This is a genomic window from Paenibacillus sp. 01T431 (assembly GCF_056398625.1).
Map to the genome: position 1 here is coordinate 1 of NZ_JBFTPT010000023.1, position 22589 is coordinate 22589.

The window sequence follows — 22589 nt, forward strand, 5'->3', positions numbered from 1 at the left end:
TGTGACCCATACATCCAGTAGACAGCAGCATTAAGGCTTCAGCAAGCCTAATCTTTCGTATCCAGTTTTCAGCGTGCAACACGCTACGTTTGGTGGCGATGGCGGAGGGGAACCACGCGTTCCCATACCGAACACGACCGTTAAGCCCTCCAGCGCCAATGGTACTTAGACCGCAGGGTCTTGGGAGAGTAGGACGTCGCCAAGCACGAAAGACCTATCGCATGTGATGCGATAGGTTTTTTTGTTGTTTATGCGGTATGATAGGGTTATATCAAATTTGGAGGTGCTTCGAATTGGAAACACGTATCGTTATTAAGCATACCGGTATAGAGCAATTTGACGAGAGTATGGCTTTATCTCAATTTGCATTTCAATATGAACGTTCTGCTGCAGAGCTAGAGCAAACGAAAGAGCAGTATTTGAGTGAGCCTACTGTAAGGTACGGAGCGTATGTCGATAATCAGTTGGCTGCGCAAGCTGCAGTGTTGAAGCTGCAAACATATATCGGAGGCAAGGTTTTTGATATGGGAGGTGTTGCAGGTGTTGCGACATGGCCAGAGTTCAGGAGGCAGGGGCTAGTTGCTCAATTACTCATTCAATCGCTAATAGAGATGAAGGAGAACGGTCAAACGGTTTCTTTTCTTCATCCTTTTTCATTCAGCTTTTATCGTAAATTTGGATGGGAAACCTACACTGAACATAAAACCTATACGATTAAGACGGATATGCTTCCAGCGAGAATAGCATACGAGGGTAGGTTTGAGCGCATTACAGGAAACTATGGTTTGCTGAACGACGTCTATCAAGCCTATGCATCTCAATTTAATGGCTCGTTGGTGCGTGACGACTTCTGGTGGAAGTATCGGATTAACAGAAGAAAACCAGGACAAACTGCACTTTATTACGATAAGAGCGGAGCAGCACAAGGCTACGTCATTTATGAAGTTAAAAACAGCCGGTTAACGGTCCATGAGTTTGTTCATTTAAATGAGCCTGCAAGAGCTGCAATATGGTCATTTCTTGCACAGCATGATTCAATGATCGAAGAGCTGACGATTAAAATGCCATCTAACGATCGCCTTCCCTACTTGCTGAGCAATCCGAGAATAAAACAGGAAATCACACCTTATTTTATGGCTCGAATTGTGGATGCGGAAGCTTTTGTGAGTCAATATGATTTTAAGGCAGCAGATCATGCTGATGACATTCATATTCAACTGATCGACGCTCAAGCTCCATGGAATAATGGTCATTTTTTACTTCATATCGATGCGTCTGGGAAAGCTTCACTTCGTCGTAAGGACGATAGTGAAAAAATAGATGAGGCAATTAAACTGGATATTGGTTCCTTTACGAGTGTGCTATTTGGGTATATTCAGTTAGAGCAATTAGCCCAATTCGCACGCATAGAAGGAGATATAGGATTGGTTAAACGCTTACAATCTCGTATTCCCGAACGAACTACGTATTTACCTGACTTTTTCTAAAGAAATAGCATGTTTTGAGACTTCCAAATCGAGTATAAAACAGGATGAACAAAGGTATTCATCAGCCTTGACAGCCTATACCCCCTCTGCTAATATTGCTAATAATATATGTGAGACGTACTTAAAATAAGGGAGGAACATACTCGTGTGGGAAACGAAATTCGCCAAAGAAGGGCTAACGTTTGACGACGTCCTGCTTATTCCGCGCAAATCAGAAGTGCTGCCTAGGGAAGTTGACATCTCGATTCGATTAAGCGAGGACATTAAGCTAAACATTCCGCTCATTAGCGCTGGTATGGACACCGTTACAGAAGCCGCATTGGCGATTGCAATTGCGCGTGAGGGTGGTATCGGCATTATCCATAAGAACATGTCGATTACACAGCAAGCGGAGGAAGTTGACCGTGTAAAACGTTCGGAGAGCGGTGTAATTACAAATCCGTTTTCGCTTACGCCTGATCACCATGTTTACGACGCAGAAGAATTGATGGGAAAATACCGCATCTCAGGCGTACCGATTGTTGATCAAGATAAGAAGCTTGTAGGTATTTTGACCAACCGTGATTTGCGTTTCGTACATGATTATTCAATTAAGATAAATGAAGTTATGACTCGTAACAACCTTGTAACGGCACCTGTTGGCACAACGCTGCAGGAAGCGGAAGGCCTTCTTCAAAAGCACAAGATTGAGAAGCTGCCGCTGATTGATGAGTCCAATACACTTAAAGGTCTTATTACGATTAAAGATATTGAGAAAGCAATCCAATTCCCTAATGCGGCGAAAGATAAGCATGGTCGCTTGCTTTGCGGAGCAGCGGTTGGTATTTCGAAGGATACAATGGATCGTGCAGAAGCATTGGTTCAATCAGGAATTGATGTTCTTGTTGTAGACTCGGCACATGGTCACCACATTAATATTTTGGATGCAGTTCGTAAGCTTCGTGCTACTTACCCAGACCTTACTATTATTGCAGGTAACGTTGCTACTGGCGATGCTACCCGTGATCTTATCGAAGCAGGCGCTTCCGTGGTTAAAGTAGGGATTGGTCCTGGATCGATCTGTACAACTCGCGTTATCGCTGGTATCGGTGTTCCACAAATTACAGCAATTTATGATTGCGCGTCAGTTGCTCGTGAATACAATATTCCGGTTATTGCAGACGGCGGTATTAAGTACTCCGGTGACATTACGAAAGCAATCGCATCTGGAGCAAGCGCGATTATGATCGGAAGCTTGTTCGCAGGTACAGCTGAAAGCCCTGGCGAAACCGAAATTTTCCAAGGACGCAGCTTTAAAGTCTACCGTGGTATGGGCTCCCTTGGCGCTATGAAGGAAGGAAGCAAGGATCGTTACTTCCAAGAGAACGAGAACAAGCTTGTTCCGGAAGGTATCGAAGGACGCGTTCCTTACAAGGGGCCGCTTGCTGACACTGTGCATCAATTGCTCGGCGGCTTGCGTTCAGGTATGGGCTATTGCGGTACAGCTTCTCTGGACGAGCTTAAGAACGATACACAATTCGTTCGTATTACAGGTTCTGGTCTTCGTGAAAGCCATCCACATGATGTGCAAATTACGAAAGAAGCACCAAACTATTCACTTTAAGCTATACTTTCTAGATACGATAATAACAGACAAGGAAAGGCGACTGAGTCGCTGGCCCTTGTCTGTTTTTTTTATGAAGGATTACTCATTGTTCTGTAACCTGTTTGTGGTTTAATTGTTAGGCTTCGATATGTTACAATTAACAACGGACAAACCAAGTGGGAAAAGGGGAGACGACGTTGAAGGAAATGGTAAGGCCGGTTCGAATAAAGACGGTCATCGCTGCAAGTTTGGCGGTTTGGATGGTAATGCTGTCGCTTGGTTCTGCGGTAGCAATGGCGAATGGATATCAAGGAAGAGAAAGTACGAAAAACGATTTAGGTTTACAAGTGAAAGCTGCTATTCTAATTGATGCGGATTCAGGACAAGTTTTGTATGAAGTTAATTCAGAGGAGCCGCTCCCTGCAGCAAGTATGACGAAGTTAATGACGGAATATATCGTTCTTGAGGAAATTACGAATGAACGCCTGTCCTGGGATGAGGTTATTACCACTAGTGCGGAAGCGGCCTCAACGCCATCGGATGGATCATCTGTATTTTTAGCTCAAGGAGATCAACATACGGTTAGAGATTTGTACAAAGCAATGGCAGTTGGTTCTGCGAATGATGCAACGATTGCATTAGCATCGCAAATAGCTGGAAGTGAGCAAGGGTTTGTAAAGAAGATGAATGAGGTAGCTGCGGAGTTGGGTCTTAAAACAGCTATTTTTACAAGTGCGACTGGTCTATCGGAGACAACTGTTATTTCTGCGACGGACATGGCAAAGCTAGCACAAATTATTTTGAGCAAGCACCCTGAATTTTTGGATTATTCTAAGCTGCAGGAATATAAATTCCGTGAACGCGACAAGGATCCAATCATCAACATTAACTGGATGCTCGGCACAAACGTGAATCAAAAGGGCCTTAAGCACTTAGCTTATGAAGGCGTTGACGGCATGAAAACAGGCTTCATTAATGCTGCTGGCTACAACTTCACGGGTACTGTAAAAAGAGGCGAGCAGCGTTTTATTAGCGTCGTTATGGATACTGCTACAAAGTCTGCTCGTTTTAATGAAACAGCTAAGATGTACAACTACGGTTTCAGCACTTTTGAGAAAAAGACGGTGCTTGCGCCAAAATCTGTGGTAGAAACAGCGAAAACGGTTAAGATTAAAAAGGGTAAAAAGAAAACCTTGCCGATCGTAACGGAAAAAGATATTACGTTTATGGTTAAAAAGGGCGTAGAGCCTAAAATCGAGGTTGTATCCAGCGACGTGAAGTCAGAAGCTGAGCTGGTAGCTCCGATTCCAGCAGGCACGGTTGTAGGTACAGTAACTTACAAGTACACGGATGCCGAAACGAAACAAGAGCTCAAAAAAACGGTTAACCTCGTTACAACGGAGGATGGAACGAAAGCAGGCTGGTTCCGCTTGATGTTCCGTGGAATTGGAGATTTTTTCTCAGGTTTATTTAATGGAATCGTCAATTTGTTCTAATCCGAGTAGAAAACAGGGGAATAAAGCAAATCAAGGCTTGTCGATTATTCTTGCATCCTGTAAAATCAATGGTTAGAACAACTGCGGTAATATACAAATTAATGGATGAAAATAGGAGGATTTTAGCATGGAAACAGGTACATCGCGCGTAAAACGCGGCATGGCAGAAATGCAAAAAGGCGGCGTCATTATGGACGTTATGAGCGCCGAGCAAGCGAAAGTAGCAGAAGCAGCAGGAGCAACAGCGGTAATGGCGCTTGAGCGCGTCCCTTCCGAAATTCGTGCAGCAGGCGGAGTAGCTCGTATGGCTGATCCGACAATTGTAGAAGAAGTAATGAAAGTTGTATCGATTCCAGTTATGGCAAAGGCTCGTATCGGGCATTATGTAGAAGCAAAAGTGCTCGAATCCATGGGCGTTGACTATATCGATGAGAGTGAAGTACTTACACCAGCAGATGAAGTATTCCACATCAGCAAGCATGAGTTTACGATTCCATTCGTATGCGGAGCAAAAGATCTTGGAGAAGCGTTGCGCCGTATTCAAGAGGGAGCAGCAATGCTTCGTACGAAAGGTGAGCCGGGAACAGGCAATATAGTAGAGGCTGTTCGTCACCTTCGCTTGATCAATGGACAAATTCGTAAAATCCAAGGTTTGTCGAAGGACGAGCTTTATCATGAAGCTAAGGTTCTAGGCGTAGCTTACGACTTGCTTCTTAACGTACATGAAACGGGCAAGCTTCCTGTCGTGAACTTCGCAGCAGGCGGAGTAGCTACTCCATCCGATGCAGCTTTGATGATGCATCTTGGAGCAGACGGCGTATTCGTTGGTTCTGGTATTTTCACATCAGAAAACCCAGAGAAATTCGCTCGTGCAATCGTTGAAGCAACGACACATTATCAAGATTACAAGCTAATTGCTGAAGTGTCGAAAAACTTGGGAGCAGCTATGAAGGGAATCGAAATTTCCAAGCTTAACTCCTCCGAGCGTATGCAAGACCGCGGTATCTAATAGTTGTAATATGCAGGTGCCGGCTTAGCGCGAATAGTGCTGCCGGCTCTTGCCCGTAAAGGAAGGCGAGTAGAGCGATGAAGATAGGCGTACTAGCGCTTCAAGGCGCAGTGGCAGAGCATATACGAAGCTTAGAAGCGGCGGGCGCAGAGGCGGTCGCCGTTAAGCGGGTTGAGCAGCTTGAAGAGCTGCAAGGGCTTGTTATTCCAGGCGGCGAAAGCACGACGATCGGCAAGCTGATACGCAATTATGGCTTCATGGAAGCTATTAAGGATTTCTCTGCACAAGGCAAGCCATTGTTCGGCACTTGTGCTGGTCTTATCGTTTTGGCTGATGAAATAGAAGGCCAAGAGGATGCGCATTTGCGTCTTATGGATATGACCGTTGCAAGAAATGCATTCGGGCGTCAACAAGAAAGCTTTGAGACGGATTTGGATGTCAAAGGCATTGACGAACCGGTTCGCGCTGTATTTATCCGAGCTCCATTGATCAAAAAAGTTGGAGCAGGCGTAGACGTATTGTCTACATACCGAGATGAAATTGTAACAGCAAGACAGGGACATCTTCTAGCTGTATCGTATCATCCGGAGCTAACGGACGATTATAGGCTGCATGCATACTTCGTTGATATGGTGAAGGAAGCAGCTGCAAGCAAGGAATAAACGTTTACAATAATAAAATTACTCCCTTCAGAGAGGGGCTTTTGGATCGTGCTGGATGTAAAATTGTTAAGAAATGAATTTGAGAAGGTTGAGAAAGCGCTGCTTGATCGCGGAGCTTCCCTTGATCTTATTGCTAATTTTCCTGCGCTCGACACTAGGCGCCGTGATCTTATTCAAGAGACGGAGCAGCTGAAGAGCAGACGCAATACGGTTTCGCAGGATGTAGCTAAACTCAAACGCACAGGCGGCGACGCAGAATCGCTTATCCTTGAGATGAGAGAGGTTGGCGACCGCATTAAAGAGCTTGACGATGAACTTCGTGAGCTGGATGTACAAGTGATTGAGCTGACTCAAGCGATTCCGAACATTCCTAGCGATAGCGTGCCAGTCGGCAAGTCGGAGGAAGATAATGTAGAGCTGCGCAAAAATGGCGAGGTTCCAACCTTTGATTTTGAGCCCAAGCCACATTGGGAGCTTGCGCAATCACTCGGCATATTGGATTTCGAGCGTGCAGCGAAGGTAACGGGATCACGTTTCACGTTCTACCGCGGCCTTGGAGCTCGTCTTGAGCGTGCGCTTATCAGCTTTATGATGGATCTTCACAGCGATAAGCACGGTTATGAGGAAGTATTGCCTCCTTATATCGTTAATCGTGACAGCTTGATCGGTACGGGTCAGCTTCCGAAGTTTGAAGAGGATTTATTCAAAATTTCGGATTCGGATTATTTCCTCATTCCGACTGCAGAGGTTCCAGTTACAAACCTGCACCGCGAAGAGATTTTGCCGATTGAAGAGCTTCCGAAATATTTTGTGGCTTACAGCTCGTGCTTCCGTTCAGAAGCAGGTTCTGCTGGGCGTGATACACGTGGTTTGATTCGTCAGCATCAGTTCAACAAGGTTGAATTGATCAAATTGACGAAACCGGAGGATTCATACGAAGAGCTGGAGAAAATGACCGCTAACGCGGAGAAGGTTTTGCAGCTACTTGGACTTCCTTACCGTGTTCTAACGCTTTGTACGGGAGATATGGGCTTCACAGCGGCTAAAACATATGACCTTGAAGTGTGGCTGCCAAGTGCAGGCACGTATCGTGAAATTTCGTCCTGCTCAAATGTAGAGGATTTCCAAGCTCGCCGTGCGGGTATTCGTTTCCGCAGAGATACGAAGAGCAAGCCGGAATTCGTTCATACACTGAATGGTTCGGGACTTGCTGTAGGTCGTACTTTTGCGGCAATCATCGAGAACTTCCAGCAAGCGGACGGTTCTGTGACGATCCCAGAAGTACTGCGTCCGTATATGGGCGGCATTAGTTCAATCGATTCAACAAAGCTTTAAATTTTTTTTTGCCACATGGTCAAAATACACTTGCATTTTTATTTTGACCTGTGGTATTATATTTCTTGTGACAAATGAACGATGGAGAGATACCGAAGCGGTCATAACGGGGCAGTCTTGAAAACTGTTAGGGCGCAAGCCCACGTGGGTTCGAGTCCCACTCTCTCCTCCATATTTTTTAAAATGTACATGACAAGCCCAGACGCTAAGCGTTTGGGCTTTTTTTTCATTCTATCCCCTCGTATAAAATAATGCCGCATTTCGCATGTTATACGATGTGGAGGTGCTTCATTTAATGGGCAAATCAGATGAACTGCAAATGAATCAAGAAAACTTGGCAGATGCTTGGCGTCAAACCTTGCCAGAGACGCTAAAAGACGCTGACCGCAGCAGAGTGCTGCCTGATGAGTCAGATTCCAAAGCGCTGCGCGTAACGATCGATACAGCCGGACATCAAATGTATTCGTTTGATTTTAAAGTTACTTATGTAGATAGCCGTGAAGTGAAGGTTGAGCTTATCGATGTGGAGAAAGACAAGGTATCCATCGATGAGCGTGGAGACATCATTCAAGAGCTGATACAAAATTACACTAGACATCTGCATGAATGTGCTCAAGCGCTCCAACGCTTGACGCATGCTTAGAGGAGAGAGCTGCTTATGACGAAGGCACAAGGAACGGCTGATAAAAACTTATCTAATGTGGTAGAAGCTTTGGAGGTTGAGGCGGTTAACAGCCATCAAGCTCAGCAATTGCAGCAGGATAAGAACGATCGAAGCAATCAGGATGACATGAACCATGATCATCCAACAGATTTAGAACATCAAAAAAATTAACGCTTCCCTCGAAGCCGATGAGATCTAAATAGGAGGAATTCAAATGTCGAAGCCAGACAGCATTCCGGTGCCGGAAAGCAATCCGCAAAATAATCGGAAGCGTAATGACGGAGGCGGGCAGCAAGAGCCGCTTTCTGGATCTAAGAAAACAAAGCAGCGTAATCATGTGGATCATCATAACCCGCAAGGATAGATCAATGTGCTGTTAAAAGCTAGTTCAAACGTCCCGTTTCAGTACGCTGAAACGGGATTTTTTGGATATAACTTCTAAATGAAGTTATTTTAGTATAGAATGGAGGTGCTCACAAAAAGATAGGGAGGAACATACTACATGAAGAATGTTCAAAAAATAGCGGTTCTTATGTTAGCCGTTATTTTAGTTGTTATTGCAGGCTGCAGCTCGGCAAAACCACCGAAGGAAGCTTTGCAGGCGGCTATGACGAAAATTAATGAAGCGGACTCATATGCAGTAAAAATGTCATTTGGCTTGGATGAATTGGAAGTTCCACAAACGGCAACTTTGGAAGGCAACGCAGCTGCTACAGCAGCAATCGTAGGTTTGATTAAAGATGCAACCATTACAGTTGATGCTGTATATAAGAAAAAACCGATGCGTACCGATATGAATATGCAAATCGTAGTGCCAGGCGACATGGAGATGAAGTTAACGGTACCTATGATTATGACTGAGGAAGCGCTGTATGTGAAAATACCGCAAGTTCCGATGCTGCCATTGCCGGAGACGATTACAAGTAAATTTATTAAAATTGATCTAAAGGAGCTTGCTGAGAAAGAAGGCACGGCTAAGCTGGATCTTGCTGCACAACAAAAGTTAGGCAAGGAACTTGGAGAAGTAATGCTTAAGCATTTTGACGAGAAAACATATTTCAGCCAGCCTAAGGCTGAGGCAGCTGGCCTGCCTGCTGATATGAAAGCAGATCAAATAATCGCCTTTGAGATTAATGAAAGCAACTATCCAAAAACAGTAGAAACCATCGTTAACCAAGTGCTGCCTGAGGTGCTAAATGTATTGCTTGCTAATGAAGCATCATTAAAGACTCTTCAGCTTGATAAGGCGGACATCGAGAAGATGAAGTCGGATCTTGAGACGAACAAAGCAGAGATTCTAACCACATTTAAAAATGATGTTAAAGTGAATACTCTGAAAGTAACGGGCGCTATCACAGATGGATATCTTGCTTACCAATCGGGTAAGGTAAGCATTGAAGGCTCTGACAAAGAGAGCGGCCAGAAGATGAAGCTTGGCCTTCATTATGATGTTACTTACTCCGAGATTAATAAAGATGCGAAGTTCGAAGGTGAAATTCCTACGGATGCGATTACACTGGACGAACTGACACAGATGTTCCAATTGCCAGTTGGTATGTAATAGATTGAAAATGAAGCAGCTCCTGAGTGTCAGGAGCTGCTTTTTTAGTGAAGCGGGTGTTCTTACAAAGCGACAACCATCGATTTTTTTAGAAGCTCTTTCATCATTTGAGCAGCTTTTACTTTAACATTCAAGCAAGCGGAAATTTCAAGCTGATAATTGCCACTCAGCAGCTCGTTGCGCAGTTGTTCAGCTGTTTCGCAAACGTTATCTACATGATTAACAACGCTGCCGAACTGTAGAGGCTGATGTGAGTCGCTTCCTGCAATGACCTTTAAGCCAAGATGATCTGCGAACTGTCGAACCTGATCAGCCATGCCGAAACCATATTGGAATAAATCTTTTGCATTTATATCAAGCGCATCGAGGCGTCTGAGTGTGTCAGCATCATGGTGAGTGAGCGGCGTGCTTTCTCTCATGGGATGAGCACCAATTCGAAGCAAGGGATAGCCGTCGGTGCGGTTCAGCAGCTCTTCTAAAGCGATAAAGCTATCTTTTGCGGTATGGGGTTCAAGCTGCTGCCTCAGATCACGAATATGGCTGCGGTTTCCAATGATTAGAATATGGCCTTTATTCGCTACATCAATCTCCATGCCAGAGAAAACCTTCAAGCCCTCCACGACATAATAATCACCTTTGTATTCAAAATGATGATCCAGCTGATCCATCATATCGGCAAAGTGAAGCGTGTTAAAATGCTCGGTCAACGCCACCGCGTGCAGACCGTTTTCTTTGGCTTCGCGAGCCATGGAAAGGAAGTAGTCGAGTGAAAAATTTGTTTTCTTTGACAGCTTGCCATGTGTATGCAAATCGATGCTCATCATTAGTGTGTTATCTCCATTCAATTATGTAATTTTAAAAGGAAATGAATTGTCCAAAAGCAACCAGCCCGATCATATAGAACAGGGAGCAGCTTAAGAAAATAAAATCATGCGGTCGAACCTGCATATGGGCAAGCTTAAGCTTCTTCGTCTCAGGGCTGACAAGCGAATAGGTAAAGCCGCGCACCTCTAATGCTTCGACCGTCGTTCTCGTTCGCTTAGCTGTATTCAGAATGAGCGGATAAAAGGCATAAACGCTAATCTTCGCCATGTATATAATTGAACGCCAGTGAAGAAAACCCTTATTGCGGGGAGCGCGGCCGCGCAATCGGAATGAGTGAATAAGGTTATGGTACTCCTCAATTAGAATCGGAAGCATCCTATAGCCGTAGGACACACCAAAGCTGAATTGTCCAGGCATCCCCATACTAAGCAGGGCGTCACTCAGCTTCTCGGGATCCATGCTAGAGAACACGGCAATGCTGGCCAGCGAGATGATTAATATTTTTAATGTTAAGGTCAATAACGGCCATACGCCCGCTAGACTCCCTCCGAAGAAGATGGAGCCGAAAAAAATATAACTAATCTCACTTACCAGGCCGACGCCCATAATAAGTAGAACAAGTGGACTTACCTTTGAAGATAAAGTAAGAACAAGCATTGGAATAAGCAAGCCAAGCAGAATGGCTTTATTATGAAAGAACCAAGGCGCTATGGCGAAAAAGGAATACCAAATCAGGAGGATACGCGGATCAAAGCGCGACAGAAAGGTCGATTGTCTGCCGAAAGCGGTACGCATCAGCTCAATTTTAATTTGTTCTACGCTCAGCTTGTCGAGCATGCTTTGTTTAATTGCTTCCAACCGTAATCTCCTCCTGCTCAAATGGGTTTGACGGATTTATATTTTTGATAAGCCGCGTGGTGAATTCATTGACAGATAGGCAAGGCGGCTCGAAACCCAGTCTTTGACTAAGCAAAGCGATTTGCGGCGCAATGAGACCTGCTTGTTTGAGAATGGCAACATGGCTGAATAACGAGCGTACATCTGTATCAAGTGCGACGCAGCCATCATGCATAACGATAACGCGATTTGCCCATTCGGCAACCAGCTGCATATCATGTGTCGCTATGATGGTCGTTTTTACATGATCCTGCAGCTGCGCCAGCATTTCAGTCATTTCACGGCGGCTCGCTGCATCAAGGCTGGCTGTCGGTTCATCCAGCAGCATGACAGTGGGACGCATGGCGAGTCCGATCGCTAATGTCGCTCTGCGCTGCTGTCCGCCGCTGAGCAGTCTGCCATCTCGATCCTGCAGGGCGGTTAGCCGCAGCCTCTCCAGAATTTCATCAACAAAAGGGTGATAATCAGCAATTCCGCGGGCTTTTAGAAAATATTCAACATCCTTGCGGACGGAATCTTCAATAAACATCTCCTCTGGATTCTGATAAATATAGGAGACAAAATCAGACAGCAGTTCAGGTGAAGATTGCTTCGTAATATGCCCGCATACGGTTAAGTGTCCTTCCGTAGGGCGCCGAATGCCCGAAAGGAGCTTGAGCAGCGTTGATTTGCCCGCGCCATTATTGCCGACAAGAGCAATACGATCGCCTTCATAAAAGCTGATGCTCATGTTCCGAATGACGGGATGCATCGTTCTTGCAATTGTTTTGTAGCTATAGGAGACATTAGCAAACGTAACAAGGGGCTGCATAGTATGTTCATTATTAGAAATAGGCTTATCCGTAAGGTCAGCTGAAAGCGTGAATGACGGTTTAAGCATCTTCTCAAAATAAGCGACTGCTTCATCGATGGTGATCGGGTATTGTGATGAATCCTCACTTTTTGCTTTTCCGGAAGCAGCCTCTAGTGTACAAACAGCAAGCGTAACCTGCGGCGGTAATATATGCAGTTCAGCAAGCTCATCAACTGCAGATAATGCCTCATGGACAGGCTTCACCCAGCGTATTGTGCCGCTATCCATAAGTACGACCCTATTGCAATAGTTTGCAATAAACTCGGTATGGTGCTCAATGACGATGATTGTTTTGCCATGCTTTTCATTCAGCAGCTTAAGTTTGTCGTAGATGAGTCTAGCATGAAAGGGATCTAGCTGCGCCACGGGCTCATCGATAATAATAATTTCTGGATCGAGGGATAAAGCGCCAGCAAGCGCCGTAAGATGCTTTTGTCCGCCGCTTAGCTGCCAAATCCACTGATCCTTCAAATGATCAATGCCAAGCATGGACAAAGCTCGAAGTCCGCGTTCACGGTAATCGCTAAAGCCATAATTAAGTGGAGCAAAGCAGGCTTCATCATAGACGGTCGGCCGAACGAGCTGGTTCTCAAAATCCTGAAACACATAAGCGACCTTGCGTGACAAGGAGGATACCGTTTCCTCGACAGCTATTAGCCCTGCAACTTCAATGGAGCCGTCTAAATCGCCGACATAATAGTTTGGAATAAGGCCGTTTAAACATTTGCAAAGCGTTGACTTGCCACTGCCATTCGTACCTGCTATAGCGATAAACTCGCCGGGTTGAACAGTAAGCTGAATGTTGTGGAGCGCCTTGTTCTCCGCTCCGGGATATTGAAATTGAATGTCCTGCAGCTTAATGATGGGAGCCGCATGCTGCGGCCCCTGCTGATTGGCTTGGAAGGATGAAGGTCTCAAAGCTTAACATCCTCCGTCGTGCGCGCAGATTTGGATTTGGCACGAAATGCTGCGATGAGTGTTAATATGAGCACTAATGCGGCTGCAGCAGCACTAATCCAGATGAACCCACTGCCATATTGCTCAATAAATTCTGGCTCCCATACAGCAAAGTTAATATCAGACTCAGACAAAAATTCTGCAACGATCCCAATAAAAACAAATATAATAGCGGTAATAAGCAGCCGCGGTGTTATTAGCTGTCCGAATGATATAGAAACTCTGCTGTCGCGTGGTTTTATGCCGAGAAGCGGTTCGATTTTTCCATATAGACGCGGTACGAGAAATAAAGTAGGCAGCAGGGAGAAAAAGATGCCGGTTATGAGCATGGCGTTAAGGAAACCTACGCCTTCGATAAGCAATATGCTTTCGGGAATGCCTGGAACAGCTTCGAGCTCTTCGATCCCAAACCAAACCTTGCTGATGTCGACAATCGCTCCAAGCATCTGGTCAATACCTACTGCAACGAACGAAGCGAGTGCGAGTTGTTTACGATTTCGTGGATCGCTTACGAGCAGGCCAGCTATGTACATGGCAATCGTAAATTCTATGAATTTTTCCAATTCTCCGAGTCCGCCGAATTGTCCAAGCAGCAGTTCCCCGAATATAACCTCGCCGAAGGATGCGCCAAGTGCAGCATACAGCGGATTAAATAGAATACAGAGCGTTAATGGGATAAAAGCGAAGTATTCGACCTTCAGCTCAATGGGACCAAGCTTTAGCTCAGGAATAAGCTCGGAGAACATGTTGGAAATACCGTACAAGGACATCGATAAAATGAATACCATAAGCTTCTGCGATTGCGTTAGCTCATAACGGCGCTTAGGCGCTGTAACCATTGTGATTCCTCCTAATTTGTTTTTGAGGCGGAATACGTCTCGAATGCCTCGATTCAAAACGAATTCTTCTACAATATAGAGATCGAATGTTATCAGATCATCAACAAATTATTACGATTACGTAAAATAAATTACATAAAAATAAAAATGAAATAAAATTATCATTTTTGATCAAAAGGTGATATACTTCGTTTAGAAAATATGCTGCGATGTTGGTATAGGCAGGAGGAATTAAAGATGACGGCTTTTCATTTGGATATGGACTTGGATAAGATGTCAAAAAGCCACCAATCCATTGCTAATTACGTGGTGGGAGCACTGCAGCAGATTCCTTATTGTACAGAGGAAGATATTGCGATGGCTGTAGGTGTCAGTACGGCGACGGTATCGCGGTTTTGGCGGACGATTGGGTTTGCTAATTTGAAGGCATTTAAGAAAACGCTGCTGCAAAGCGAGCATGCGACGCCTGCCCATAAGATGAAGAAAATATTGAATAAGGTAGATCATGAAGAGGCTGATATTGTAAGTGAAATGCTGGAGATTGCAGCAGCTAACGTAGAGGTTACTTCAAAGCGTGTAGACCGTGAGCAGTTTCATCAAGCGGTGGAGGCCATTCATAAGGCTAGAAAAGTGTATGTATTTGGAACGGGAGCAGCAGCTAGCTTGATCGAGCTCATCCGATTTCGTCTGAATCGGATAAATGTGCAAATCGAAGGTATGGCGGGGAGTGGCAGCGAGCTGCTTGAAACGCTTGTTCATGCTGATTCCAGCGATGTGCTGCTTATGTTCGGCTTTGTCAGGCGCTCACCTGAATTAACGGTGCTGCTTGAGCATGCCAAAGAGGCAGGCTACACTACAATACTGATTACGGATTTGCTCGTATCCGATATGCTGGAGCAGAGCGATCTCGTGCTGCAGGTTGATCGGGGGGAACTGGAGGGCTTTCATTCGATGGCAGCGCCAGTTGCGCTTCTTGATGCACTGTCAGTAGCCGTTACAAAGCGGCGCGGGCAGCAGGCGTTTGACCAATTGGACCGCTTGCATGTGATGAGGAAAAAATATAGCTCGCAGCTTCCTAAATAATAGAACCGCCGGAACGATTTGCGTCCCGGCGGTTCTATGTTTTATTTGAAGAAACGAATGGTTAGAGGATAGCGATAGCCATTGCCCTCTGAAGCACGCATAGACCCAATGATGGTAAATGCAATCCAGAAAATAAACAAAAGCGGTGTAGTAATAAATCCGATGAGAACAAAAATGAGCAAACCGGAAATAATGGAATAAATCATATTGCTGATCTGAAAATTGAGTGATTCCTTGCCATGCATATCCACATAGCTGGATTGATCCTTCTTCAGAAGCCAAATGATGAGTGGTCCAAGAATGTTGCCGAGCGGAATAATTACACCGCTAAAAGCAAGCAGATGGCAAAGCATGCCGTACGTTTTTTCTTCCTTATGAAGTCCGAAAGATTGATTCATTGTGTATTGCCTCCCTTAAATTGAAAACCGCCGATTAATGTGACTTATGTACTTATACGTTAACGCAGCGATAAGATATGCATAAATATATCACCGATTAGCTATTATGGGAATCCATTCCTAAAATGATGTTGTAATCGGTGGTGGTCAACTATATACTTATACATAGATAATCGATGCATAGAAATGCGATACTTAAACAGGAGGGCGTTATGAAAATTAATAAGGAGCTTATGAAAGGCAGTACCGTTATTCTTATTTTGACACTGCTTGACCGTAAGGAAATGTATGGCTATGAAATGACCAAAGAAATTGAAAAAAGCTCGAGCGGTGTGTTTACTTTTAAAGAAGGGACGCTTTATCCGATCTTACATACGCTTGAGGTGGAACAGCTGGTTGAATCGTACTGGAATGAGGATGGCAGCCGCAAACGGAAATATTATCGCATCACAGCGCGTGGAAGAGGGCAGCTGGAGGAGAAGAAGCAGGAGTGGACGTTGTTTCGGACGACGGTAGACCGCGTAATCGGGGAGGGCCATGCATGAATAACAAACCTGTTCAGTATGAGTCGATTCAGGAATACTTAGTGCAGGTTTGCAGACATGTAAAAGCAAGAGATGTGCATCGTGACATCAAGGTTGAAATGCAGAACCATCTGGACGAGCTGGTGGAGGATAAGCTAAACGAAGGGTTTTCAGAGGAAGAGGCGGTTCGTGCTGCTCTAGTCCAGATGGGTGATCCCGATCAAATCGGCAAGCATCTTCATGCAGCACATAAGCCGGTTATGGAATGGGGATTAGCCGCACTTGTCGCAATAATGGTGGGTATTGGCCTGCTTGCTATGTATGCAATGGAGTTCGCTTATAGTGATCAAAATATGTATAGTGGGTTTCAATTTTTTCTTAAGAAGGCAGTTTTCACAGCGATAGGCATTGTGTTCATCATTGGCATTTATTTTTTGGACTATCGAAAATGGGAAAAGTATTCGTGGTACATTTATAGCGGAACAATTTTTTTGATGGTAGCCTGTATTTTTTATGCAGTCGAAGTCAATGGTTCGAAAAGCTGGCTCACAATCGGGTCTTTTACCTTTGATGTATATGGCACATCTCCTTACTTATTTATGATTGCTTTTGCAGGGACACTGCTTGTTAAGCATAAGGAGAAGCAGGGACTATTCAGAAATTCACTTTACTTCGGAAAAATGGTGCTTTTATATGCGATCGTGCCCACCATACTGTATAGCAAGGCAAACTCTTATCTTAATTTTATTTTATATTTATTTGGACTGACCGTATTAATGCTGTTTGTTGCGAAAACGTATAGGCTGTTTTTAACCATTGCGAGTTCAATCATAGCTGCAGGAGCGGTGTTTGTAACAATTGATCCATATCGCTATAAATATGGATGGGAACGGTATACCGCTTTTCTAAATCCCAATTCTTCCACTGATGATGTAAACTATTTATTGCAGCGTTCCTTGGAATCTATTCGTTTGGGAGGGATGTGGGGGCAAGGATTTGGCGTTGAGAACCCCAATATTCGTTATATTTATAGCGAAATGGTCTTTACTTATTTGATCTACAGCCTCGGTTTGGTTTTTGGTATAGCTATAGTGCTGCTAGCCGTATTACTGATTGTTAAAGTGATCGGCATGGCGAAAACGCTCCAGGATGTATATGCTAAAGGTCTGGTCCTTGGCTTATTTTCAATTATTGGTCTGCATTTCGTATGGAATATTCTGATGTCATTTGGGCTGCTGCCTATGAATAGCATGACGATGCCTTTAGTATCGTATAGCGGTACAAATGGCATTATCGAATTAATGGTCATGGGATTGCTGCTAAGCATCAATCGGAGAAAAAATATGATCAGCTTACTAAATCGCGAGCCATCAAGATAAAAAAAGGGCTATCCTATTGTAGAATATCTACAGTAGGATAGCCCTCTTGATTAGAAGCTGCCTGGAGCGGGTGGACGGGTAGGGTAATTTTGCTGATTGTTTTTGGAAACGCCAATGAACAGGAATAGGGCTGTAGTAAGATGCATGATCATGCCGAGAATAGGTATCCATGCTAATACAGAGGTAATGATCCCCAAAATACTGCCTACGACTGGCTTATTATGTTGCGAGCAAAGAACAAGCGTTACGATATGAAGAATGAGCGTTGCAAATAATAGCGTGTATCCAGATAACATGACTAGGGTGCCACCCAGCAAGGGGATTCCTAAGATGCCTTCAATAATAGCAGTGACTAGTAAAAGCGTACCTGCAGCTTTCATTTTATTTTCCTCCTATTTCTATATTTAAATTATTCTATGGGGCAGTTTTTGTTTTCTGTTTATCTTTGTACGCAGCAAAAGCGATCCGGGTTACATGCTTTCAAGCAAAAAGGCAGCTATCCATAGGAGAGCAGCTGGTTTTCAAAGAAAACAGCCCTGCCGAACGATACGGCAAGGCTTATATCATTATACGATGCTTATTTCAGAAACTTGCCGATAATTCCACCAAGCCCACTGTTGCTGTCATGTCCTCCTTGGCTGCCGCCAAAGGTGTTGTTGAATGCGCTGCTCTGCGTTTGCGGTTGGTAACGGTTGTCATCCATACCGAATTTCACGCCGCTCTCACGTTCAAATGGCTGTATAATAACAACCTGATTAGGGTCACTGAATTCGTACATATAAGATTCCCCGGAGGTTTGGCCAATAAGCGTTTTCCAGTTGACATCGATCTTCACACTTGGGGAAGGACCTGTCCAAGCAACGATGGCATCAGGATCTACACGGCAAGGGCCTTGCAAAACCAGTGGATTGCCTTTGGTTTTTACGGCAACCTGTGCGCCCTGTCCGTTGTAAGTAAGTTTGGATGTAAACAAGCCGCGCTGGGATAGGACACCCGTTCCAATGATGGTAACGCCATAATGACAAGTATCCGTAAATGCGAGCAGATCCTCACTCTCAACACTTACGCTTTGCCATGGTCCGCCTTGCTCTAAATTAATGATTGTAACATGAGAGTTCTCATCCGCGAGATATACGATGCCTTGTCCTTCGACTTCCATAATCTCTAAGTTTTCTCCCGTTACTTTACGCATACCATGGTTGATCACTTGTCCGATAACATTTCCGGAATTCGTTCCTAACAACCGCTTAGAATATTTGAATTTCTTGTTATAGGCTTGATCAGCAACCATCGATCCTTTTTTGGCAAAAAACTGGCCTTGTCCTTCTGCTTTCAAAAATAATTCCCGTTCGACCTGGAATTGAAACGGCATGCGGGGTAACCTCCATATAATATATAAAATGAAATTATAGCTGCTTCATTAACAAGTAAGCTGTTACATTGCCCCGTAATGCGCACATATGCCCGCTAGATCAAGCGACAAGCCTGTTCCAACAGCATTAAATTTCCATTCATTGCCGTGGCGATATACTTCTCCAGCTAGGATGGAGATTGAGGTGGAGTAGTCCTCGGAAAGATCAAATCGGCAGATCTCGGCTCCGTTTGCTTGGTTCACGACACGAATATATGCATTGGAAACTTGTCCAAAGTTTTGGTTTTTGCGAATAGCTTCATCAATTGTAACGGTAAATACGATTTTTTGGATATCCAAAGCTACTCTGGATAATTGAATTTCAACCGTCTCATCGTCACCGCTGCCTTGTCCGTCACGGTTATCACCCTTATAGCGTGTTGATCCATCGGGGCTCACGAGATTGTTGTAGAAAACGATATGACTAGTGGAAGAAACCGTGTTTGTCTGATTCAGCATAAACACCTCTGCATCTAGGTCATAGCTCTGGCCTTGCAGGTTATTTGTGTCCCATCCAAGTCCGATTTTCAATAAATCAAGCCCTGCATTATTTTTGGTCAAATCCAGCTTCTGTCCTTTGGTAAGGATAAGCCCACCATTAGGACTGGCCTGAGGAGCGGGAGCTGCGCCAAAAGCGTTATTTATTGATCCGCCCTGAATACCCCCTTGTTGGATACCGCCTTGCTGAATACCGCCCTGTTGAATGCCGCCTTGGCCTCCAAGAATGTTGGATGGTCTTCCTGGCGGATTTAAATTAATTCCCATATGAACTGCCTCCTCAATGCATAATAAAAAGCTGTTTTTTCGACAATAATTTTGGTTAAAACTGTATGTTTTGTAGAACGATATGAAACTATTTGTAGTATAGCAGATTGGAATGGAAGATTATAGCGTTGTATGACGAAATTACGAGTAGAGAAAAGAGCCTCACTTCAATAGTGAGACTTCTTAAGAAGCTTTAAGAGGATCGTCTGTTTTTTTGATCATCGAGGGATGCTTATTTAGTGAAAATCTCAGCACTATAGGTTGAAATACACTTATTTATCTCATTACGTATGTAGGCATGCGAATAAGCAATCTGGTCTTCAAAACCGCGGCAATTATAGCGATAGCTGATCTGTTCAGCAGTGTTTTTATACATGCACAGAGTAATGCTTTTCTGAAGGAGCTGCTGTGTATTTGTTGTTAGATCTGTTTTCATTTTTGCAATCATAATGTCTGCTGCCCTAGTAAAAATAGAACGTAAAGTTCGCGCTTTTCTCTCAAGCTCGCGTCTATTTCGTTCAACAATAACGAGAGCTAGTGGAAGGATAATAGCTTTGTGAAGAAGCTGTATCTCATCGTGAGCAGGTGGATGGTACAGGTATGAATTGTTTACTTTGGACAACGGCATGGCCATTTGTAAATCACCTCATGCACATTATATGCGAACAAACGTTCCGTAGTCAATGTATCCTGATCAGGTGTCTTATAAAAATTATTCGACACTTGCCTGTTGGTGCGGTTTGGATGAAAACAAAAAAAGCTTATTGCCGGCATTAGCAATAAGCTTTATATATTCGTGAAAGAAATGGCGCGCCCGAGAGGGCTCGAACCTCCCACCTAACGTTTAGGAAACGTTTGCTCTATCCGGATGAGCTACGGACGCGCAGCAACATTGATTATAGCATGGGTGCTTTAGGTGAAGCAAGATTAACCATTTTAGTGTAAGACTATTGTATTTTTTTGTCGAATAACTGCGCTTTTATATGGAATCAAGAGGATAAAAAGCTTGTAAAGGCGAATAGAGGTAAGGATAACGAGTTTGATCGGCTGGAGGATTGTTCGAATGCTTGAATTCCAAAATGAACCGCAATCGTTTCGATTGGATTTGTCGCCTGAACAAATGCTTAAGGTGATTTTTGAATATACAGCTAAAATAGCGAATGAAAAGAAGCTGGATGCTGTCCTTATCTTAATGGCCAATATGGGCAGAGAGATGGTCGTTGCAGATCGGTGCACCGTCTGGTTGATTGATGCTGCTCGCAGTGAGCTTTTTACAGCGGTAGCTCACGGGGCTTGCGAGATACGGATTCCTTACGGCAGCGGGCTGGTAGGAAGTGCTATAAGCACGGGACAATCTATATTTATAGATGACGCCTATGAAGATCCAAGGCATAATCCGGATAACGACTTAAAGACCGGTTATCGGACGAAATCGATTATGACGATCCCTTTTCACAATAATCAAGGAGAAGTAATTGGTGCCTATCAAGCCATAAACAAATTAACAGAGAAGCAGATATTCTCGGTGAAAGATATGGAATACTTATCGCTTGCTGCCTCTTACTCAGGCAAGTCGCTTGAGTCCATCATGCTGTATGAGGAAATAATTGAGACGCAAAAAGAGATTATTTTGGCAATGGGAAAAATCGGTGAAGGCCGCTCGCAAGAAACGGGCAATCATGTAAAACGGGTTGCACAATATTCATATGTTTTGGCAAAAGGACTAGGCATGAGTGATCCTGAAGCAGACATGCTGCGCAGCGCATCTCCAATGCATGATATCGGCAAAGTAGCTATTCCGGATGCTGTGTTGAAAAAACCAGGGAAGCTAACGGCAGAAGAGTATGAGCAGATTAAGGAGCATGCCATTATCGGTTACCGATTATTGCACAATTCCAAGAGACCGCTGCTGCAGGCTGCGGCGATCGTGGCTTGGCAGCATCATGAAAAGTGGGACGGTACCGGATATCCGCAAGGCCTTAAGGGTGAGGCTATTCATATATATGGGCGAATTACTGCGCTGGCAGATGTATTTGATGCTTTAAGCAGCGCAAGAATGTACAAAGAGGCTTGGGGGATGGATCGCATTTTGGGACTGATCAAAGAAGAACGGGGGAGGCATTTTGACCCTCAGGTGGTAGATGCTTTTTTTGAACAGCTGCCGCTTCTTTTGGAAATAAGAGATCGTGATGCTGATTGGCTGGAGAAGGAGTAGAAGCTGCTTGCAGACCTTGTTGGGGTGAACCCAATGAGGTCTTTTTTGTTTTTAAATTCAGTGTCGTCCAAGCTTTGATTTAATAAATATAGGGCGCTTGCTTGTACTTTGCTTGAAAGGCTAGGTATTTACCGTGTTCGAAAACCATTTTGGACATAGACTGATTTAGTTATTATAAACACTTTATAAGCTAGAGCGGATTACAAGCTAAATAGCGGAGGGTGATAAAACGTCTATGAACAAAAGGCTTCAAGGGCAGAAAATAAATGAAGCGATTTACAAATTGGAATCAGCGAAAAATTTAATTAAAACGAAACACTTAAAACACGCTGAGCAGCAAATACATGAAGCAGTCGCTTCGATGGGCAGTATTGTTCATAAAAAACGGAAGAAAAATGCAAAATCTGATCTTATTGGAGGTGTATAGAGTTGGCGCATAAACGGTCGAAATGCTTAAGAAAACTAAACTTAGCGATTGTTGAGCTGCGGAAGGCCAGAAGGCTTACACGTAGAGATAAAATTAGAAGAGCTAAAGTTGATGTGAAGGACTCTATCATAATCCTCAATAGTGCTTTGAAATGCCTGGGCGGCCATTCTTCAAAACCGAGTAAAAGAGTAAAAAGGTGCGTAAGGGGGCCAAGTGG

Annotated in this window: 24 protein-coding genes, 2 tRNA genes and 1 rRNA gene; 17 read left to right on the plus strand and 10 right to left on the minus strand. The window is 44.2% G+C overall.

Translation table 11 applies throughout. From position 1 onward, the window contains the following. Positions 1-88: 88 nt before the first annotated feature. The 12 genes from rrf to AC1DM9_RS29735 all read left to right on the plus strand — a co-directional run bounded on the left by rrf (position 89) and on the right by AC1DM9_RS29735 (position 9799). A 5S ribosomal RNA gene (gene rrf, locus AC1DM9_RS29680) occupies positions 89-205 on the plus strand. Positions 206-293: 88 nt separating this feature from the next. Next, positions 294-1487 carry a GNAT family N-acetyltransferase gene (locus AC1DM9_RS29685; protein WP_477583707.1) on the plus strand — a complete coding sequence of 398 codons (1194 nt, stop codon included), beginning with the start codon at positions 294-296 and terminating at the stop codon, positions 1485-1487. Between the two features lie 145 nt (positions 1488-1632). Beyond that, positions 1633-3090 carry an IMP dehydrogenase gene (guaB, locus tag AC1DM9_RS29690; protein WP_076271758.1) on the plus strand — a complete coding sequence of 486 codons (1458 nt, stop codon included), beginning with the start codon at positions 1633-1635 and terminating at the stop codon, positions 3088-3090. A gap of 188 nt (positions 3091-3278) precedes the next feature. Continuing rightward, positions 3279-4568, plus strand: coding sequence for a D-alanyl-D-alanine carboxypeptidase family protein (locus AC1DM9_RS29695; RefSeq protein ID WP_441884872.1), 1290 nt, complete (start codon positions 3279-3281; stop codon positions 4566-4568). 127 nt (positions 4569-4695) lie between these two features. Then, complete coding sequence (gene pdxS, locus AC1DM9_RS29700) at positions 4696-5577, plus strand: pyridoxal 5'-phosphate synthase lyase subunit PdxS (protein ID WP_076271759.1); 882 nt, start codon at positions 4696-4698, stop codon at positions 5575-5577. 77 nt (positions 5578-5654) lie between these two features. Then, positions 5655-6239, plus strand: coding sequence for a pyridoxal 5'-phosphate synthase glutaminase subunit PdxT (gene pdxT / locus AC1DM9_RS29705; protein WP_477583709.1), 585 nt, complete (start codon positions 5655-5657; stop codon positions 6237-6239). Between the two features lie 48 nt (positions 6240-6287). Next, positions 6288-7574 carry a serine--tRNA ligase gene (gene serS, locus AC1DM9_RS29710; protein ID WP_441884864.1) on the plus strand — a complete coding sequence of 429 codons (1287 nt, stop codon included), beginning with the start codon at positions 6288-6290 and terminating at the stop codon, positions 7572-7574. An 83-nt stretch (positions 7575-7657) separates the two neighbouring features. Then, a tRNA-Ser gene (locus AC1DM9_RS29715) sits at positions 7658-7746 on the plus strand. 123 nt (positions 7747-7869) lie between these two features. Then, positions 7870-8217, plus strand: coding sequence for a hypothetical protein (locus AC1DM9_RS29720; protein ID WP_083682741.1), 348 nt, complete (start codon positions 7870-7872; stop codon positions 8215-8217). Between the two features lie 15 nt (positions 8218-8232). Beyond that, a complete protein-coding gene (locus AC1DM9_RS29725) occupies positions 8233-8409 on the plus strand; it encodes a hypothetical protein (RefSeq protein ID WP_339205924.1) in 177 nt (58 codons plus the stop codon). 43 nt (positions 8410-8452) lie between these two features. Beyond that, positions 8453-8602, plus strand: coding sequence for a small acid-soluble spore protein P (locus AC1DM9_RS29730; RefSeq protein WP_076271763.1), 150 nt, complete (start codon positions 8453-8455; stop codon positions 8600-8602). 138 nt (positions 8603-8740) lie between these two features. Further along, positions 8741-9799, plus strand: coding sequence for a hypothetical protein (locus tag AC1DM9_RS29735; RefSeq protein WP_477583711.1), 1059 nt, complete (start codon positions 8741-8743; stop codon positions 9797-9799). A 62-nt stretch (positions 9800-9861) separates the two neighbouring features. On the opposite strand, the gene AC1DM9_RS29740 is transcribed toward AC1DM9_RS29735, so the two are convergent. The 4 genes from AC1DM9_RS29740 to AC1DM9_RS29755 are packed head-to-tail and all read right to left on the minus strand — an operon-like array spanning position 9862 to position 14170. Further along, positions 9862-10623, minus strand: a complete 762-nt coding sequence (locus tag AC1DM9_RS29740) for a PHP-associated domain-containing protein (RefSeq protein ID WP_441884858.1) — start codon at positions 10621-10623, stop codon at positions 9862-9864. 31 nt (positions 10624-10654) lie between these two features. Then, positions 10655-11482: an energy-coupling factor transporter transmembrane component T family protein gene (locus AC1DM9_RS29745; RefSeq protein ID WP_430063456.1), complete on the minus strand. Its 828-nt coding sequence runs from the start codon at positions 11480-11482 to the stop codon at positions 10655-10657. Next, a complete protein-coding gene (locus AC1DM9_RS29750) occupies positions 11469-13292 on the minus strand; it encodes an ABC transporter ATP-binding protein (protein WP_477583714.1) in 1824 nt (607 codons plus the stop codon). The genes AC1DM9_RS29745 and AC1DM9_RS29750 overlap by 14 nt, the downstream gene beginning before the upstream one ends. Further along, entirely contained in the window at positions 13289-14170 is an 882-nt protein-coding gene (locus AC1DM9_RS29755) for a DUF8171 family membrane protein (protein ID WP_076271765.1), read from the minus strand. The genes AC1DM9_RS29750 and AC1DM9_RS29755 overlap by 4 nt, the downstream gene beginning before the upstream one ends. A gap of 237 nt (positions 14171-14407) precedes the next feature. Here AC1DM9_RS29755 and AC1DM9_RS29760 point away from each other — a divergent pair, with 237 nt between their 5' ends. Further along, positions 14408-15253, plus strand: coding sequence for a MurR/RpiR family transcriptional regulator (locus AC1DM9_RS29760; protein ID WP_477583716.1), 846 nt, complete (start codon positions 14408-14410; stop codon positions 15251-15253). A gap of 41 nt (positions 15254-15294) precedes the next feature. Here AC1DM9_RS29760 and AC1DM9_RS29765 read toward each other — a convergent pair whose 3' ends face one another. Continuing rightward, entirely contained in the window at positions 15295-15651 is a 357-nt protein-coding gene (locus AC1DM9_RS29765; protein ID WP_339205934.1) for a DUF4870 domain-containing protein, read from the minus strand. 212 nt (positions 15652-15863) lie between these two features. Here AC1DM9_RS29765 and AC1DM9_RS29770 point away from each other — a divergent pair, with 212 nt between their 5' ends. Together AC1DM9_RS29770 and AC1DM9_RS29775 are read left to right on the plus strand one after the other, a co-directional pair. Next, positions 15864-16196, plus strand: coding sequence for a PadR family transcriptional regulator (locus tag AC1DM9_RS29770; protein WP_339205935.1), 333 nt, complete (start codon positions 15864-15866; stop codon positions 16194-16196). Beyond that, positions 16193-17554, plus strand: a complete 1362-nt coding sequence (locus tag AC1DM9_RS29775; RefSeq protein ID WP_477583718.1) for an FtsW/RodA/SpoVE family cell cycle protein — start codon at positions 16193-16195, stop codon at positions 17552-17554. Before AC1DM9_RS29770 ends, AC1DM9_RS29775 begins: the two co-directional genes overlap by 4 nt. Positions 17555-17604: 50 nt before the next feature. On the opposite strand, the gene AC1DM9_RS29780 is transcribed toward AC1DM9_RS29775, so the two are convergent. From AC1DM9_RS29780 to AC1DM9_RS29800, 5 genes are all read right to left on the minus strand, one after another. Next, positions 17605-17934: a hypothetical protein gene (locus AC1DM9_RS29780; RefSeq protein WP_076271770.1), complete on the minus strand. Its 330-nt coding sequence runs from the start codon at positions 17932-17934 to the stop codon at positions 17605-17607. A gap of 197 nt (positions 17935-18131) precedes the next feature. Further along, positions 18132-18926 (minus strand): AIM24 family protein, encoded by a 795-nt coding sequence (locus AC1DM9_RS29785; protein WP_076271771.1) that lies wholly within the window; start codon positions 18924-18926, stop codon positions 18132-18134. Positions 18927-18989: 63 nt separating this feature from the next. Continuing rightward, positions 18990-19553: a TerD family protein gene (locus AC1DM9_RS29790; RefSeq protein ID WP_256711106.1), complete on the minus strand. Its 564-nt coding sequence runs from the start codon at positions 19551-19553 to the stop codon at positions 18990-18992. A 409-nt stretch (positions 19554-19962) separates the two neighbouring features. Continuing rightward, positions 19963-20364 carry a YhjD family protein gene (locus tag AC1DM9_RS29795; protein ID WP_477583721.1) on the minus strand — a complete coding sequence of 134 codons (402 nt, stop codon included), beginning with the start codon at positions 20362-20364 and terminating at the stop codon, positions 19963-19965. 172 nt (positions 20365-20536) lie between these two features. Beyond that, positions 20537-20613: transfer RNA gene (locus AC1DM9_RS29800), tRNA-Arg, on the minus strand. Positions 20614-20793: 180 nt separating this feature from the next. Between AC1DM9_RS29800 and AC1DM9_RS29805 the strand changes: the two genes are divergently transcribed. Continuing rightward, a complete protein-coding gene (locus tag AC1DM9_RS29805; protein WP_441884843.1) occupies positions 20794-21945 on the plus strand; it encodes an HD domain-containing phosphohydrolase in 1152 nt (383 codons plus the stop codon). 235 nt (positions 21946-22180) lie between these two features. Beyond that, positions 22181-22372 (plus strand): hypothetical protein, encoded by a 192-nt coding sequence (locus AC1DM9_RS29810; RefSeq protein ID WP_441884841.1) that lies wholly within the window; start codon positions 22181-22183, stop codon positions 22370-22372. The last annotated feature ends 217 nt before the right edge of the window (positions 22373-22589 follow it).